Annotated in this window: 14 protein-coding genes; 2 read left to right on the top strand and 12 right to left on the bottom strand. The window is 46.9% G+C overall.

The features are described from left to right. Positions 1–14: 14 nt before the first annotated feature. The 10 genes from BBA02S_RS15055 to BBA02S_RS15010 all read right to left on the bottom strand — a co-directional run bounded on the left by BBA02S_RS15055 (position 15) and on the right by BBA02S_RS15010 (position 9916). On the bottom strand, positions 15–1631 hold the full coding sequence (locus tag BBA02S_RS15055; protein ID WP_231557185.1) for a YceG family protein: 1617 nt from the start codon (positions 1629–1631) through the stop codon (positions 15–17). 56 nt (positions 1632–1687) lie between these two features. Further along, on the bottom strand, positions 1688–2485 hold the full coding sequence (locus tag BBA02S_RS15050) for an HAD family hydrolase (RefSeq protein WP_041095546.1): 798 nt from the start codon (positions 2483–2485) through the stop codon (positions 1688–1690). Further along, positions 2482–3597 carry a cysteine protease StiP family protein gene (locus BBA02S_RS15045; RefSeq protein ID WP_041113835.1) on the bottom strand — a complete coding sequence of 372 codons (1116 nt, stop codon included), beginning with the start codon at positions 3595–3597 and terminating at the stop codon, positions 2482–2484. Before BBA02S_RS15045 ends, BBA02S_RS15050 begins: the two co-directional genes overlap by 4 nt. 13 nt (positions 3598–3610) lie before the next feature. Beyond that, the gene (locus BBA02S_RS15040; protein ID WP_082040236.1) at positions 3611–4987 is read right to left on the bottom strand and encodes a phosphoribosyltransferase family protein; all 1377 of its coding nucleotides are present in this window, start codon (positions 4985–4987) and stop codon (positions 3611–3613) included. Then, the gene (locus BBA02S_RS15035; protein ID WP_041095548.1) at positions 4938–6128 is read right to left on the bottom strand and encodes an HpcH/HpaI aldolase/citrate lyase family protein; all 1191 of its coding nucleotides are present in this window, start codon (positions 6126–6128) and stop codon (positions 4938–4940) included. Before BBA02S_RS15035 ends, BBA02S_RS15040 begins: the two co-directional genes overlap by 50 nt. Before the next feature lie 109 nt (positions 6129–6237). Then, a complete protein-coding gene (locus tag BBA02S_RS15030; protein ID WP_041095549.1) occupies positions 6238–7029 on the bottom strand; it encodes a TerC family protein in 792 nt (263 codons plus the stop codon). Positions 7030–7091: 62 nt separating this feature from the next. Next, the gene (locus BBA02S_RS15025) at positions 7092–7670 is read right to left on the bottom strand and encodes a TerD family protein (protein WP_041095550.1); all 579 of its coding nucleotides are present in this window, start codon (positions 7668–7670) and stop codon (positions 7092–7094) included. Between the two features lie 65 nt (positions 7671–7735). Further along, positions 7736–8314, bottom strand: a complete 579-nt coding sequence (locus BBA02S_RS15020; RefSeq protein WP_041113836.1) for a TerD family protein — start codon at positions 8312–8314, stop codon at positions 7736–7738. A 28-nt stretch (positions 8315–8342) separates the two neighbouring features. Beyond that, the gene (locus BBA02S_RS15015; protein ID WP_041095552.1) at positions 8343–8945 is read right to left on the bottom strand and encodes a TerD family protein; all 603 of its coding nucleotides are present in this window, start codon (positions 8943–8945) and stop codon (positions 8343–8345) included. Between the two features lie 287 nt (positions 8946–9232). Next, positions 9233–9916, bottom strand: a complete 684-nt coding sequence (locus BBA02S_RS15010) for a phosphoribosylaminoimidazolesuccinocarboxamide synthase (protein ID WP_041095553.1) — start codon at positions 9914–9916, stop codon at positions 9233–9235. 182 nt (positions 9917–10098) lie between these two features. On the opposite strand from BBA02S_RS15010, the gene BBA02S_RS15005 reads away from it, so the two are divergent. Next, complete coding sequence (locus BBA02S_RS15005; protein ID WP_041095554.1) at positions 10099–10584, top strand: hypothetical protein; 486 nt, start codon at positions 10099–10101, stop codon at positions 10582–10584. Positions 10585–10740: 156 nt separating this feature from the next. Here BBA02S_RS15005 and BBA02S_RS15000 read toward each other — a convergent pair whose 3' ends face one another. Beyond that, entirely contained in the window at positions 10741–12501 is a 1761-nt protein-coding gene (locus BBA02S_RS15000; RefSeq protein ID WP_041113837.1) for an SIR2 family protein, read from the bottom strand. Positions 12502–12761: 260 nt separating this feature from the next. On the opposite strand from BBA02S_RS15000, the gene pepT reads away from it, so the two are divergent. After that, positions 12762–13994 carry a peptidase T gene (pepT, locus tag BBA02S_RS14995; protein WP_041113838.1) on the top strand — a complete coding sequence of 411 codons (1233 nt, stop codon included), beginning with the start codon at positions 12762–12764 and terminating at the stop codon, positions 13992–13994. A gap of 94 nt (positions 13995–14088) precedes the next feature. Here the strand turns inward: pepT and BBA02S_RS14990 are convergent, their stop codons facing one another. Then, complete coding sequence (locus BBA02S_RS14990) at positions 14089–16158, bottom strand: catalase (RefSeq protein ID WP_041113839.1); 2070 nt, start codon at positions 16156–16158, stop codon at positions 14089–14091. Positions 16159–16355: the final 197 nt, after the last annotated feature.

Below are 16355 nucleotides of genomic sequence, written 5' to 3'. Positions count from 1 at the left end.
AGTCATCCCTTTCCTTAAAAAATTTGTTTGAAAATCCGGCTCAAGATGGAAAAGTCTTTTTTGCCGCTGTCAAATGGCAAATCAAACACCATGTCTTCAAGTAAATGGTGGTCAAAGTACTGTTTATCAATAAATCGTTCCAGATCATTGTGACCGGGCGGGTTATATAAAATAATATCTAAGCCAAATTCACTGAGCAATAACAGGAAGGCAGCATCCGCCCGCGATAAATCCCCATTCTTTTCGTTATTGTATAAGATGATTTTCGGCACATCCTGGGAATAGTCGAAGGTTTGCAGCACATTCAATATCTCCTCCGGCATCGTGATCGTCTGGGTGAATAAGTAAAGGCGCACATCTTCCTCAGATTCTCCTGAAAGCGGCTTTATTTTTGGATCAGCGCACATCCGGGAAATGGCGGCTGCTATTCCCATCTGCAGGCCATCATGCAGCTGGCCATATTGCCACCAGTTGCTTTCAAGCATTTTTGAAGGATCAAGCTGCCCATCTTTCCCCAGCGCGTGCCGATAGTGAAATTGGTTGTTTGCCTTGCTTTCCTTCCGATATGGAAAACTGGTAATTGTCACTGCATTCGGGCCATTCGTCAGCTTGTGCATCTTCTCCCAATAATCTTTGCGGTTTTTAGATACACCTGAAATTTTGGCAAACAGGTTCGGCACTTTCACTTCTTCCCCTTCAACAGCAAAGCCTGGCCGAATAAACGCTTTTTCTTTTGCCAGCAGAAACACTTCGTCGTACGTCGTTTTCAGTATGACGGAAACCGGGAGATGATTGCGAAACTGCCACGGCTTATAAAAAGCGGAGCCTTCATGATTCAGCACATGCTCAATTTCTTTTGAGGCCCGGTAAGCTACTGTTCCTTGCCGCTTTGGCTCTTCCGTAGGAAAAGGCTGCAGCTTCATCGTAGATGGATAAGCGGCCTGTACCGTCCACTCGTTTTTCGGATCGATTTCTTTAAAGTCATCTTTGCCCTCGGGATGCAGAATCACAACGTCCATTCCTAAAAGAATTAAGTAGTATAGGAAATAAGCTTGGCTTTTGCTCATATCCCCATACCAGACGATATGCGGCACGTCCTGGGCAAGCGGGATTTCCTTGACCCATGGATCTAAATGATTCCAAATCCACTTGATCATATCGAGAAATACCCGCCTGAACTCCGGATGGCCGAGCGCTCCGCCGTGGTTAGCCTGGAAAAGCGCAAAAACCTCGATAAGAGCGGAGCGGACTAGCCGGTTAAAGTCAGGATCTTCCTTGTACTTTGGCAGCAATTCAGCCCCTTCGAGGAACGCGACAAACCGGTTGATAGAGAGCTGAGGCTCCTCTTGAATAATATGATGAATTCGTTGAATAGATTGAAACCGGTCATTAGGCATCGTCTTGTCCAATGTTTCAGATAAAAGGTACACATGAGGCTGCTCGCTTAACGAATAAAGCGCCAGCAAATACTCGGTCTCGTCAAAGCCTGCTCCTAGCACCCGAGCGGCTATCCGGCTGTACTGCACTTCACTTTCTTCTTGATGATACTGCGGCCTGCCAGTAATCGGCTTGGCTAGTTCCTCCATCCAATTCGTATAGTCCACTTGCATAAAAATCGGTTTTCTTTTCACTTGTACCCCTCCTTTCAGCGAACAAAATGAAGGAATGCGGTCAGTTGCAACTAAACTTAAAGAGCGGCTTCAAGCTTTTTCAATAGGGCGGCTTCCACTATTTCTTCGGCTGCTGCGATACCTGAGGTTTCAGTTAGCCCCAAATGGCCATAGTCCGCTGCCGCTTCCCCATGGCGCGGAATCAAGCCGCAGCCTGATTTTTCAATTAAACAGACATCTAAATAAGAATCCCCCGCTGTCAAAACGGGCTTCTTTCCCTCTTTCTCGGCAATGTATTGCACAGCGTCCCATTTGTTTATAAAGCTCGGAATAAAATAAACTTTCCTGCCCTGATGGGAAAACTCCCAGCCTTGCCCTGCAGCCCATCTTGCGTACTCATTCAGCACCTCGGCCGGAGCGAGCTCCGGCTTAATAATTAAATAGATGAAAAAAGGATCTACTGTCCGGATGGATTCCAGCCACACAGCATCTGCCGTTTCTACTACTCTCTTTTTCACTTCTTCCAAAGACGTCTTGCTTTGATTAATTTTTGTTTGCACATACTCTTGCCAATGGCGGTCTATTTGCCCATTTTCGAGAATCACGCCGCCGTTGCAAGTAATCGCATACTTGGGACAGATTTCTGTCTGAAAAAGCGAGACGCGCCTGTACTGCTCGACTGTCCGGGTAGTAACCGGAACAAACATCATTTGCTGTGACAATTCCTTTAGAAGACGGATCGCCTTTTCGGTCATGAAGGAAATTTCTTTGCCTTTATATATTTCGACATTGCGGATCGGCCTATCCGGCTCCGCTCCCTCTAAAAACTTGCTGGAATAGATTAGCGTGCGGTCTAAATCACTCGCAAAAATCATTGGTCTGTCTCCATTGGCTTAATCAGCCCGCAGCATGTATAAGACATATTCTTATATTCCTCCACTGGAACATTCCTCTCTTTTGCCAGCTGGAAAATATGCTTTAAACGAGAGTCGCTCTTATCCTTCACAAGAATTTTCCAAGGAATACGGCGAAGAAGCACCCTTGTCGTCTCTCCTGCGCCCGGCTTAATGAGGTTCGTATCTTGAATGCCAAATTCCCGCTGAATCGTTTCGATCGACTGAAGCCCTTTCCATGTCGGCGTCCTGTCCATTTGCTGCAGCTCTGCTTTCGCTTGTTGTATGAGCGGCAAAGCGGCCTCAAATTCAGCTGTAATCACATCAATGTACTGATTGGACACATCTTGTTCCGCTAATTCCTTGTATACCTTTGCTCCATGAAAGTCGCCGTCTTTAATCCAATTATCATTTAAAACTGTCCGGCTCACAAGTCCGGAAACGGTAGAATTCAAACAGGCGCTCGGAATAAGAAAGTCTTCTCTTGTACCGAACAAGGAAGAGCAATGCCCGGGATCAGCCAGTACGGCCAGTTCATCGTCCAGCACTCTGCCGTGCCGCTCTTCAAACAAACGCACAGAACGCGCCAGCTCCTTGGAAATGGCCCCCTTCCCTGTCCAGCCATCGATGAAGACCAGCCGTTTACTGGGGTGCTGATCCAATATATACAACAGCGCATTTTCATCGATTCCCCGTCCTCGGATGATCGATACGCTGTAATGGGGAATTGTCCAGTCATGAGCTTTTTGGGCGTACCGTTTCATTAAAATGCCAATTGGCGTTCCCGCCCGAGCGAGCGAGACGAATACGATGTCCCGTCCTTTTTCCTCCATGACTAACTCGCACACTGTTCCTGCCGCAATCGCTACCTTTTGTTTGTATGTATCAAGCGATTCGTCAAACAGCTGCAAATATTCTCTTGTCGGCTGATACTCTACCGGGAGCATTTCTGAATAATGTATACCTTGCTGAATGGCCAGCTCTCGCTCCGCAGTGCTTTTCTCAAGGTCAGCGGCAGACAAATCTTTCAGAAGAAATATCACATCCTCCGAGGAATAGCTGCCCAGCACGGTTTGTCTCTCATTCTTTATCATCTGAGTGCTCCTTTCAATTAAAATTAACAATATGAATGTGCGGCAAGCTGCGAAACTCGCGCAAAAGAGCAGAAAGCCTCTTCTCGTCCACCGGCCGCTCGAAGAAAATAAACACTTCGTCATAGGCGCAATCGAGCACATTGTAGGCATAGTTCATAATCGCCGGATCATCCGGGCTTTCAAAGGCCAGACGGCTTCTTACCGGATATCCGTCTTCATTGAGAGGAAAAATCGGGCTTCTGGTCGTCGAATGATACCAAACGCCTTCCCCCATATGAGCAGCCGCTTTCATCGGGATATACATAAATTCTCCCGTGCCAAGGCAAAGTGTCCGCTTGCCTTGCCTTTTCATCAGCAAATGCTCTCCGATTTTACGGCAATAGTCCTCTATGGCGCCTTTGTTTTCTGAGGAAAGGCCAAAGCGTCCCGTTATCGCCAAATAAGGAGCCTCGTTTGTTGCACCTAATGAATCAATAGATGAATAAGCAATAGACGGAATAGGAGGGCTGATCGAACGAAGGCTGATCCGACTGTACTCCGGCTCTTTATCTGCGGAAGGCTTGTCGCTGATCCGTCCTTCTTCCATAGCAGGCGCTCCATGGACCTGGATAGACCCTGACAGCAGCGAATGCGTGTGAATCTCAATGCCCCATTCCCGCTCAAACTCCTTCACTCTCTGCCGATCTTGTTCTGTGCGCCAATCTAACAAGGAAAGCACAACATACTGTTTCCGCGGATATTTCCTTTGGATGGAAGCAATGATATTCAAGGCCGTCTTTCCGGTTGTGATTTCATCATCTACAAGACAAATCGGCCTGTCATTATCTAAGCTCTCTTCGGGTGCGTAGCAGCGCTGATCGGTCGCATGCGAATGTTCTTCCTCAAAATAAAGGGTGACTTCTTTATCGAGAAGCATCTCCCGTGTGGAATGGATATAAGTTGATTGGCTGAAACAGTCAAACACTCCATGACCAAGTGCGGTTGCTGTTTCCGCAAAGCCGATAAATAGCAGAGGCTTTTCTGGAGAATACGTCATATTTGTTGCGAGGGAGTAAGCTGCTTCCAGCTGCTCGGCTGAACCGCCGTTTAATGCTTCAATAAGCTGCTCTTTGCCAGGCAGCTGATCGCCGGTTTCCCTCTCATAATAAAGTGAAGCAAGCAAGGCTGAAGCAATAGAAGGAATAGAAGGGTGAAGCGGGATATGCTTGCCCAGCACCTTGCTGACGAACAGAAAAGACCGCTTCTTGTTGATCCGTGCAGCCATTTCATATAATGCTTTTGCCGGAAGGTTATATGGATTTTCGTCTATTTGCACGTCTACCTTTAAAAATCTGCCGATATTATGTGTATACCGGTTCGGATAGTAAGTCGATGAATGTGCTGTTTTCATGGAACACCCCGTAAATATCTGATTTCATTAGTATTTTTTCCGCCCATTTTAAATGGGGCTTAATTTCATTCATTTTGTTTTGAAATTCGCTTTTAAACACACCCTTGCGGCCATTCGCCTGCTGAACAATGCTTAAAGCATCTACATATTCCTCTTTGGAAACGACATGCATAGCTTGCACCGGAAGCAGGTGAGAAGGGTGAATAATCGTCTTTCCAACTAATCCATTCGCTTGGTCAAGCAGTGTTTCTTGAATTAAACCGTCGAAGTTTTTACTGATGAGCTCTTTTCTTAAACGCAATCCCTCTGAGCCGAATTGCTTTTCAAAAGGCGTCTGGCGCAATTGCGGCTTCAAAATCCGCTGACTGTTGGAAAAGTATTCCCATACCGGTCCTGATACAACATAGCCGCCGGGCTCCCTGCTAAACAAATTCACGATATCGGTAATCAGCTCGCTCACCACCGCAATATCATATACAGTCATTTGACTGCTTCTTCGCAAGCCGTACAGCCCGCACAAATCAGTGGCGCCGATGCGAATGTTAAGGATAAGCTCCTCATACCGGCCAACGATTTCCTTGATATGCAGCAGCTCGTCTAGCCGGCGTTCTTTATGCAGCACTTCAGGCGATTCCAATATCGGCATCCCATAAAGAACAGTACCTGATTGCCTATTGATCTGCTCCAGTTCAGCAAGAAAGCTTTCACCAGTTTTCGAGGAGAACTTAGGAAATACAAAACCGGTTACCTGCTCTAAAGAAGAGCCTAAGCGGTAAGATAGCTCGCGCATCTGATGCGGGCTTCTGACGCGGATAAAAATCAAGGGAGCGGTTTCATCCGTGAGCCGGCCTTCTGCCGCCGCCTCCTCAATGGTCGCCATCTGAGAAATTAATGACTCCTCGGCTTGCGCGACCTCAAGATCCCCCACCGCATCTTCCAAACAGATAGCAAGGGCCGTAAGCTCCCGGTATTTGTTGGACATGATCAGCTGGGCAATGTCCCTTCTCGTTGCCGGCATGTATAATAGCGGGCCAAGACTATAGGCAAGCTTGGTCCTGTCGGTATATTTATTAACGACCATCGGCTTTTTATAGAAAAATCCTTCCAAGTGCAGTTCCGGCAAATGATTAAAGTATCTCAAGCTTTTACACCTTCTTATAAATAAAGAAGGAGGGAGACTCCTTCTTTAAAAAATATAGATAACGTCTATTTCTGCATCACTCTTTATCTGGAAACAGGGAGCAAGCCCTTTATTCCTCTTTCTTGCCCGCCGCTGCTTCCTGCTCAGTCATCTTGCGCTGGTTCATGCGGTGAACGACAAACGTAGCCAGGAATGTAATGACTAGCACAATGAAGAACGCATAATGAGACACTTCGTAATGAGCGACACTTGCAGCCATTTTCAACGCGATCAAAGCAATTAAAATATAAGCGGTTGTTTCCAGCTCTGGAATTTTTTCGATCAGCTTCAGGAATACACCAGCCACTCCCCGCATCATGAGGACCCCAAGCATGCCGCCCAGCAAGAGCACCCAAATTTCTTCACTGACACCAAATGCCGCAAGGACACTATCGACTGAGAAAGCGATATCCATAATTTCAACAGCCACGACCGTGCCCCAAAAGGTGCCGAATAGGCGAATCAAAAATCCTTCTGTTTTTAAACCGCTTTCTGCTTCATCCTCACCGTCTTCTCCTTTGGATTTATCGATAAAGTACTTAATTGACAGCCAGGCGAGATACGCGGCACCCAAAAGCTTGACCCACCATAATTTAATCAGAAACACACCGACCCCGATGGCAATAAACCGGAAAGCATAAGCTCCAATTAAACCGTAAAATAAAGCTTTTTTCCGCTGTTTGGGCGGAAGATGCTTAACCATAACAGCGAGCACAAGCGCATTATCAGCTGAAAGCAAGCCTTCAAGAATGACAAGTGTGCCGATTAACCCCCAGCTGACTGGATCGGTTAGCACTTCTGCCCACATGTGCCAATCAAAGAAGGCAGCATACGTATTAAAAATACCATGAATAATATCCATTCGTTCCTCCTGTTGAAAAAAACCAATAAAAGGCTTTTCTGCCCTTTATTGGCTTTAAAAAATTAAACTTCTAACCCGTAGTTGCGGCAAAGCGCTGCCAACCCGCCAGAGAAGCCGCTGCCGACGGCGCTGAACTTCCAATCGCCTCCGTGCTTATACAATTCACAAAAAACCACGGCTGTTTCAATCGAAAAATCTTCTCCTAAATCAAAGCGGAGCAGCTCCTGCCCGGTTGCTTCATCCGCGAGACGAACGAACGCATTGGATACTTGTCCGAAATTCTGGTTGCGCAAATCCGCCTCGTGAATCGTTACGGTAATGCCGATTCGGTCCACATAGGCCGGAATTTTGGAGAAATCCACGATTAATTGTTCATCATCGCCTTCCCCTTCACCCGTCCGATTATCCCCTGTATGAACAACCGCACCGCTTGGATGCTGCAAATTGTTGTAAAAAATGAAGTCGTGATCGTTTTGGCAGCGATTGCCTGCATCGACAAGAAAAGCGGATGCATCCAGGTCAAACTCCCGGGCTCCGGAATATTTATTCGTATCCCAGCCAAGACCAATCACTGCTTTGACAAGACCTGGATTGGTTTTTGTTAAATCAATCTTTTGGCCTTTAGATAATGTAATCCCCATTGTCAAACTCCTCCTTACTCAATGATAAAGCGAAAGCTTTTCCAATGTGCACGGCTAGGCCGTTCTTACACTTGCAGTCCGTAGTCTTTCACGAGCGATGCCAGCCCGCCTTGATAACCGCTGCCGATCGCATTAAATTTCCATTCGCCGTTATGTCTGTAAAGCTCTCCGACAACGATGGCTGTTTCAATAGAGAAGTCCTCGCCAAGGTCATAACGGATCAACTCTTCATTGTTGTCTGCATTCACAATGCGCACATAGCTGTTGGACACTTGCCCAAAGTTTTGGTTGCGTGTCTCTGCGTCATGAATCGTGATCGTGAAGGCGATTTTTTCGATGGAAGCAGGCACATCAGCAAGCATAATTTTTACCTGCTCATCATCGCCGTCTCCTTCACCCGTTAAGTTATCGCCTGAGTGAACAACAGAACCATTTCCGCCCTCCAAGTTGTTATAGAAAATGAAATCCTTCTCACTTTCACATGTGCCGGCGCCCGTTAAAAGAAATACGGAAGAATCCAGGTCAAATGAATGGCCGCCGTCATACTTATTCGTATCCCAGCCAAGACCAACAGTAATGTGTTTTAATCCGGGATTGCCTTTTGTTAAGTCTACTTTTTGCCCTTTGCTTAATGAAATTGCCATATGAACTCCCTCTTTCCTAATTTTTTAGTTAAGTATAGCGACGAACCATTTCACGAAGCCCGGTATCGCGTGTGCCGGTTCCGACCGCAGCAAACTTCCAATCAGAGCCGTGACGATAAATCTCTGCTACTGTCAAACTTGTAGAACCGGAATAGTCTTCAGATAAGTTGAATTTAAGCAGCTCTTCTCCATTGGCCGAATTGACTACACGGATAAAAGCGTTTTCCACCATGCCAAAGTCCTGCTTGCGCGAAACACAGTCGTAAATATTCACCACAAAAACAAGCTTGGTCACATGAGAAGGCACACGCTTCAGATCGATAAGAATCTGCTCGTCATCCCCTTCTCCTTCTCCTGTCAAGTTATCTCCTGTATGTACAATGCTGCCGCAGCTGCTTTTCAGGTTGCCGAAATAAATCAACTGTTCATTGCTGACAAACTTGTCATCTTGAAGCATAATCACTGAAGCATCAATATCAAAGTTTGAGCTGCCGCCCCCGCCGAACATGCCAAGCAGACCGCCAGATTTCTTCTGAATCGGGTCCCAGCCAAGGCCGACCATAATTTTCTCAAGTCCCGGGTTGCCTTTTGTTAAATCAATTCTCTGCCCTTTCTGGAGGACAATAGCCAAATGAATCACTCCTTCAAAGTTAGCAAGAGACCTGCACTCCTGCCTAAATGGCTTTCTTTTTCCATTTTACTACACCTACTATCATACTACAAAAGATAAGCAATTTCGCTAATTTTCACTCAATTTCACAAGCTGAATTTATTAAGAATAGCGTGTTGAAAACGAGGCTTTTTCAAAATAAAGACTCTGTGATTATTTCCTATTGATTTCTTCCTCATTCACTCAAAAAAGCCTACATAAAAAACAACCCCAAAACCGGTGCTGCAGGCTTTAGGGTCAATGGATGCTTACATTTCCAGCATGATTTTCTCCAGCTGAAGCGGTTCTATGTATTCACCTTGTTTATAGGCGCGCATATTGCCGCCTGAAATTTCGTCAATCAACAAAATTTGTCCGTCTTTGCCGCGGCCGAATTCGAACTTGATATCATATAAATCAATGTCCTTCTTGGCAAGCTCGTCCTTTACCGTATTGGCAATCTTTCTAGTTAGTCCTTTCAACTCTTTATATTCTTCGTGGGAAAGGATATCAAGCATGGCAAGCGCGTCTTCAGAAATGGGCGGATCTTGGCGCTCGTCATCCTTCAAGGTCACTTCCACAAACGCATCAAGCGGCTGGCCTTCTTGCGCATACAGGCCGTAGCGGCGCAGAAAGCTTCCCACTGCCCGGTAGCGGCAAATCACCTCAAGCCCGTTGCCGAAAACAGCAGCCGGCTGAACGGTCATCGTCGCTGCCTCGATATCCGCATCAATGTAGTGGGTAGGAATCTCTTTTTCTTTTAAAACCTCAAAAAAATGCTTGGTTAAGCGAAGACCAGCCCTGCCGGCACCTTCCATCGTCAAGCCAACTGTATTCGCTCCCGGATCGAATACACCGTTTTCACCGGTGACATCATCCTTAAATTTCAACAAATAATTGCCATCTTCCCGCTCGTATACATCTTTCGTCTTGCCGGTATAAATATGTTTCACAAAGTCAGCCCCTTTTTCAATTTTCGATCATTTTTATTATGCATGATTTTTTCTGAAAATTTAATAGGCGGGCCTTATTTTTATGAACTGAATTCCTTTCCAGAGATTAATTGTAAGATAATTGAAACTTTTCGTTCACCGTCTCCGTAAGTCTAGTCGTAGAAGAAAGGAGAGAAAGCACGGTGAAGAAGATACTTGGATGCTTAGTAGTCGTTTGTGTGCTGATCGGCACCGCCGCTTGCGGCAAGAATGCGGTGTCAGAAGGCGAGGCTGCCAGGTTTGTAAAGGAGTACAAAGCGGAGCAATATACTGTAGAGGACCCTGCTAACATCCCGACCGGAGAAGAAATAGGGGAGAAGGTGAAGCGTTACCTTTCAAAAGAAGAGTTTGAAAGACAACTGGCGAACCGCACATTCAGCCTTACTCCCGATATGGCCAAGAAGATGAACAGAAGCATTAAATTGCAAAGTGTAAAGCTTAAAAAGGAAGCAGAAAACGAAGATGGAACCGTTCGTTACAACTACACGATGAAGCTGAAAATTTACGATGATGAAACCTCCGACATTGTTGAAAAACAAGGACAATTAACCCTCGCCAATGAGGACGGACTGAAAATCATGCGCGACTGGGAAGACCAAATAACAAAAATTAGCGACGAAACGTTTTAATCGCTTATATCGTGCTGCGTTTGAAACGAGTGCCAGCGGCAGCCAGATCATCTTTTCTTTATATGGCAAAACATGTGCGGTCAATGAACGCCAGAATCATAGACTTTTATTTGCCGATCTAAAGTCTTGAAAAAAAAGAACCTGATCTACAGGTTCCTACCGGCGGAATTTTTTAGAGGCGTTAAGAAGCTCTTTGCCGCTGAATCCGTCTTTTTTATTCAGGTCTGCCGCTAACTTCCTGAGCCCCTCAAGAAATTTCTCACGACGTCCGTCACAAATAGCCAGAACCGGCCAGTCTTCGGTTTCTGCCCCTTCGTTCAAAAAACGGATCAAATACTCGTTGTTTGCTTTGCAGCCGAATTGTCCGGCAACGCTCCCAGTCTCTTCTTCATAGCGGCATTTAACGGCACGTAGCAGCTCAAACTGGTCAAAGTGCTGCTCGAACTCTTGTTCATCAAACGCCAGCCTGGCTTCAATGAACAAGTGCTGTAAATACGGATAAGTAAACAGTGTGGACGCTGGCGTTAAGCCTGCTTTTCCGCCTGCCATTTTCCTGAACAATCCCTCCAAGTCGCTCAGCATGGAAGTGCTGGCCAGAAAAGAAAGATGGTGGCGGTGAGGGTCTTGCACCTTAGGCAATGTAAACAGCTTGTTCAGCAATTGATAATTCTTTTTCATCACGGCGCTGATGCCGATGCTGTAAAAGACAGCTTGGAGAGGAATCTCCTGTTCAGCTAACAAAAATGGGTCCCCGTGATGATGCCGCGACCCGGTAAGGCGTTCAGCTGTCTGGATTAACAGTTCTATCTGATCGGGTGTTCTTGCATAATAAGCGACAATCGCCGCGAACATAGCAAGCGTTTTTGTTTTTTCTGCGATCATTTGGACACGGACCGACAGCTCTTCAGCAGATGCCTCTTCTGCCGTATAGTGTTGTCCAAACAAAAAAGCGGACACCTTTCTCGTCTGTTCTGTCAGCATCTCCCTTAACTCAATTTCCCGCCTGTCTTGTATATAGCGCTTTACCCGCTTTGTTTTCACTTGAATGTTTTCCGGGCTTATCTTTTTTATGGCCGCGATATGAGTAACATTTTCATACAACTCGGTGAAAAAGTGATCGGCCCCTTTCGGATCAACAATCTTGCTAGCATCGCGAAAGCTAATGAGCTCATCCGCATGCGGGGTGAGTTTTTCCGAAAAAGCGTGCCAATACCATGAATAACGGCGGCCTTTCACCGATCTGATCAGCTCACGGAGCGCCGTGTCCCACTCTGCCGACCAGCCGGATACGATAATGCCGTATTCATCAAATACCCGCCGCAACAGCTGGGCGAGCGGAACTGTATAGTTATCCAGCTCATCTGTGACATTCTTAAAGCGGGTATCGCGATAATCCCCATTTACTTTCAGCACTGTACACTCTGCATGAGCGAGCGGCTTCATCCCTTCAATATCGGTATCATGGTAAAGCGTCTGATATTGTATATTATGCTCATCAAGAGCATGCTCAAGAAGGCGGTCAAAATTTGTCGTCACGATCACTTTAAGATACCCGCGCTGCACCAGCTTGGCAATCGCATAATGAGCATCTGTCGGCACCTTCTGCTTTTGTTCGACCTCCTCCAGCGTCGGCTCAAAAAACTCTTTCAGCAATCCATTGCGCTCAGAGGATGTTTTTGCCAGCAATTCAATCACCTGGTTATAGAGCGGGGCTTTTCCATACCGCTTCTCATACCAGGCGACCGGATCGCTCTCATCTGCTCCATTAATATACATAATCCGCCGGCAGAGCTCCCGCAAAATGCCGCGGCCGGTCGGTATGCCGGCCGCATAAGAAATGCCGGACCCTAAAAGCAGGGCATACACTCCCTTATTGGCTTCTACTGAAAACGCTAATGATAGCAGCTTCTCGTCCATTTCATAACCCCTTTCCCAGCAGCGGCAGCCATCTTATCAACGTGCCTGTTGTCCCGGATCATTCCTTCCTGTCAAGCAGCGGCACTTATCTTATCTATATGGACAACTGCCCTCTCTCATACTAGTCTTCTCTTCGCCGTTTCTGCCCTGTAATCCTGTCCGCATGAGGAATTCATGCGGCTGTGAATTTTTTTGGCTAATTCTTACTGATGCTTATGTTACAATCAACTACATACATAACAAAAAGGAGCTGTGTTTGAATGAAAAAAGAAATCATTGACAGGTTTACCTCTTATGTCAAGGTTGATACACAGTCAGACGAAAGCAGCGAAACAACCCCTTCAACTCCGGGACAGTGGACGCTGCTGCGCATGCTGGAGGAAGAGCTGAAGGCAATCGGTATGCAGGACATTCATTTGGACGAAAATGGCTATTTAATGGCCACCCTGCCTGCAAATACAACAAAGGATGTGCCAGTTATTGGCTTTTTGGCCCATGTTGATACGGCCACCGACTTCACCGGAAAGAATGTCCAGCCGCAAATTATTGAAAATTACGACGGCTCCGATATTGTTCTCAATGAAGCGCTATCGGTTGTTTTGTCGCCAAACGACTTTCCTGAGCTTGCTCAATATAAGAACCACACGTTAATCACCACAGACGGCACCACGCTGCTCGGCGCAGACAATAAAGCAGGCGTCGCGGAAATTATGACTGCCATGCACTATCTCCTGCGGCATCCTGAAATCAAGCATGGAAAAATCCGCGTCGCTTTTACGCCCGATGAAGAAATCGGCAAAGGGCCGCACAAATTTGACGTTGCCGCTTTTAACGCCAAGTTTGCTTATACAGTGGACGGAGGGCCGCTCGGCGAACTGCAGTATGAAAGCTTTAACGCAGCAGGCGCACAACTTACTATTCGCGGAAAAAACGTACACCCCGGGTCGGCAAAAGGAAAGATGATCCACTCTGCGAAAATTGCGATGGAGTTCCAGCATCAGCTCCCTGCCGGTGAAGCTCCGGAGTATACAGAAGGATATGAGGGCTTCTACCACCTCCTTGCCATTGAGGGAGACGTAGAAACAACAGAAATGCATTACATCATCCGCGACCATGACAAAGAGAAATTTCAGGAACGCAAAGAATTTTTCACGCAAGCTGTCAAAAACTTGCAAGAGAAATATGGAGCGGAGCGAGTCTCCCTTGAGCTGAACGATCAATATTACAACATGAAAGAAAAAATCGAACCTGTCCGGGAAGTGGTGGACATTGCTCATGAAGCGATGACAAGCCTAGGCATCACGCCGATCGTTGAACCGATTCGCGGCGGGACGGACGGATCACAGCTTTCCTATATGGGCCTGCCGACACCGAATATTTTTACAGGCGGGGAGAATTTCCATGGCCGCTTTGAATATGTATCTGTTGATAATATGGAAAAAGCCGTCCAGGTGATTGTCGAGATCGCCAAGCTATTTGAGGAAAAAGCGTAAGACACCTCAAAAACAGGCGGAGAAAAATGAACTATTTTTCTCCGCCTGTTTTTATTTTAGAGACTGATGATACAGCCTCCGGTTTGATTTCTTTTTACACTTGCCGAGACCAGTGCCGATGCTCGGCCAATGCGCTAATAAATGATTCACTGGATGCCTGCACGTCTTCCAGCTGGCGGGCAACAGTAACACCCGGCTCTGTGCCGGCCGGGATGCCGGCTTCCGCAAGAATCTCAGCACCTTCTGTTGCGGCGCCGATTGTTTTAAAATGCTTAAAGGCGTCCTTAATAAATTCCGCCGCTTTTTGGCCGGCTTTCAGCTGGGCCACACTCTCCTTGCCGCCCGCTACGTATACCGCATCAAATATGACCGGGTCACTTGTCAGGAAGGAGTGTACTGCTTCTGCTTCTTGCCCGTCTGCGCTCTTGACAGCACCGACATGGCTGCTGACTATTTCCGGGTGAGCGCCGGCTTTTTCCAAGGCCTCTAGCATCGGAGTGACCGTTAAGGCATCGTACCCCTCTGTCAAAAGGATCGCCACTTTGCGGGTAGCTGCGCTCTTTTTCTTATTTTGTTCTTGGCTCAACGCCGGGGAAGCGAGCCCTGCCTTTGACGCGGAGACTCCTGAAGGCGCCTTTACTCCGACGCCTGCAGCAATGGCTGCGGCCAGTTCCTCGTCCACATTGGCAAAAACATCGACAACTTGCTGTCTCACATCTTTACTCTTCACTTTGCCCACCTCGAAATGAAAAGCTTCAATGATATGCTGCTTCTCCACATCCGTCATGCTGTTCCAGAACAGCTGAGCCTGTGAATAATGATCGTTAAAGCTGTCGCTGCGCTGGCGAACTTTCCTGCCTTCCACTTTTTCCTGATAATGAACGTATCCGCCTTCTGCTTCAGCGGCAGGATGCGGATCATTCTGCTGCAAGGAGTTCTTATGATAGCTGACCTGCCCTTTATCAATAGCCATTTGATGATAACCATCGCGCTGGTTATTATGCACAGGGGCGACAGGACGGTTAATCGGGATTTGATGGAAGTTTGGTCCTCCTAGACGGATCAGCTGAGTGTCTGTATAAGAGAATAATCGTCCTTGCAGAAGCGGATCATTGGAAAAGTCAATTCCGGGCACTACATGGCCCGGGTGAAAGGCGGCCTGCTCGGTTTCGGCAAAAACATTATCCTGGTTGCGGTTTAACGTCATTTTCCCAATCATTTTAACCGGTACTATCTCTTCCGGCCACAGCTTTGTCGGGTCTAAAATATCAAAATCAAATGTATGTTCATCTTCTTCCTCGATCATTTGCACACCCAGCTCAAACTCCGGATAATCTCCCATTTCGATCGCTTCCCATAAATCGCGGCGATGAAAATCGGGATCACGGCCAGCCAGCTTTTGCGCTTCATCCCAAACAAACGAATGTACGCCAAGCACCGGTTTCCAATGAAACTTCACAAAACGGGCCTTCCCCTGCTCATTGACGAAACGGAACGTATGCACACCGAAGCCTTCCATCATGCGGTAGCTTCGCGGAATCGCCCGGTCAGACATCGCCCACATCACCATATGAGCAGATTCTGTATTGTTGGCAACGAAATCCCAAAATGTGTCGTGAGCGGTGGAAGCCTGCGGGATTTCATTGTGCGGCTCCGGTTTGAAGGAATGCACCAAGTCTGGAAATTTAATCGCATCTTGAATGAAGAAGACCGGTATGTTGTTGCCAACGAGATCATAGTTGCCTTCCTCAGTATAAAATTTGGCGGCAAACCCTCTGACATCGCGGACAGAATCAGCCGAACCGCGTGATCCCGCCACTGTAGAAAACCGGACAAACACAGGGGTTTTAACCGAAGGGTCCTGCAAAAATTTCGCCTTCGTATACTCTGCCATCGGCTCATACACCTGAAAATAACCATGCGCTCCAAAGCCGCGGGCATGAACAATTCTTTCCGGAATGCGCTCATGATCAAAGTGCGTCATCTTCTCCCGAAACTGAAAATCCTCCATTAACGTCGGTCCACGGCCGCCAGCCTTCAAAGAATGCTCATCATCCGATACACGCAGTCCTTGAGTGGTCGTCATCTTCTTTCCTTTATGATCTACGCGAAACTGTTCAAGCTGTTCATCCTTTGCGTTGTTTGAATGACCCTCTTTTTTCATCGCTTATCCCTCCTGATCTTTTTGCAAAAACCCAAGGCTATTCTTTATACAGTGAAAATCCTTCCGCTTGTTTTGGTTTTATGTATCCGCCCAGCTGCCAAGGTGATCTCGTTTTCGCTATACCCTAAGGAAATCTGAATTAAACAATCCCTCTTTTTTACAACAAAAAACCTGCCTCCAGTTGGAGACAGGCCAGA

The organism is Bacillus badius NBRC 15713 (assembly GCF_001591605.1).
Lineage (GTDB): Bacteria > Bacillota > Bacilli > Bacillales > Domibacillaceae > Pseudobacillus > Pseudobacillus badius.
This window is presented reverse-complemented; position numbering and strand designations above follow the sequence as displayed.

Bases quoted from the DNA above. Each gene is read 5' to 3' on its own strand.
- BBA02S_RS15050 (WP_041095546.1), bottom strand. From the start codon at position 2,485: ATGATTTTTGCGAGTGATTTAGACCGCACGCTAATCTATTCCAGCAAG.
- BBA02S_RS15045 (WP_041113835.1), bottom strand. From the start codon at position 3,597: ATGATAAAGAATGAGAGACAAACCGTGCTGGGCAGCTATTCCTCGGAG.
- BBA02S_RS15040 (WP_082040236.1), bottom strand. From the start codon at position 4,987: ATGAAAACAGCACATTCATCGACTTACTATCCGAACCGGTATACACAT.
- BBA02S_RS15030 (WP_041095549.1), bottom strand. From the start codon at position 7,029: ATGGATATTATTCATGGTATTTTTAATACGTATGCTGCCTTCTTTGAT.
- BBA02S_RS15025 (WP_041095550.1), bottom strand. From the start codon at position 7,670: ATGGGGATTACATTATCTAAAGGCCAAAAGATTGATTTAACAAAAACC.
- BBA02S_RS15020 (WP_041113836.1), bottom strand. From the start codon at position 8,314: ATGGCAATTTCATTAAGCAAAGGGCAAAAAGTAGACTTAACAAAAGGC.
- BBA02S_RS15000 (WP_041113837.1), bottom strand. From the start codon at position 12,501: ATGGACGAGAAGCTGCTATCATTAGCGTTTTCAGTAGAAGCCAATAAG.
- pepT (WP_041113838.1), top strand. From the start codon at position 12,762: ATGAAAAAAGAAATCATTGACAGGTTTACCTCTTATGTCAAGGTTGAT.
- BBA02S_RS14990 (WP_041113839.1), bottom strand. From the start codon at position 16,158: ATGAAAAAAGAGGGTCATTCAAACAACGCAAAGGATGAACAGCTTGAA.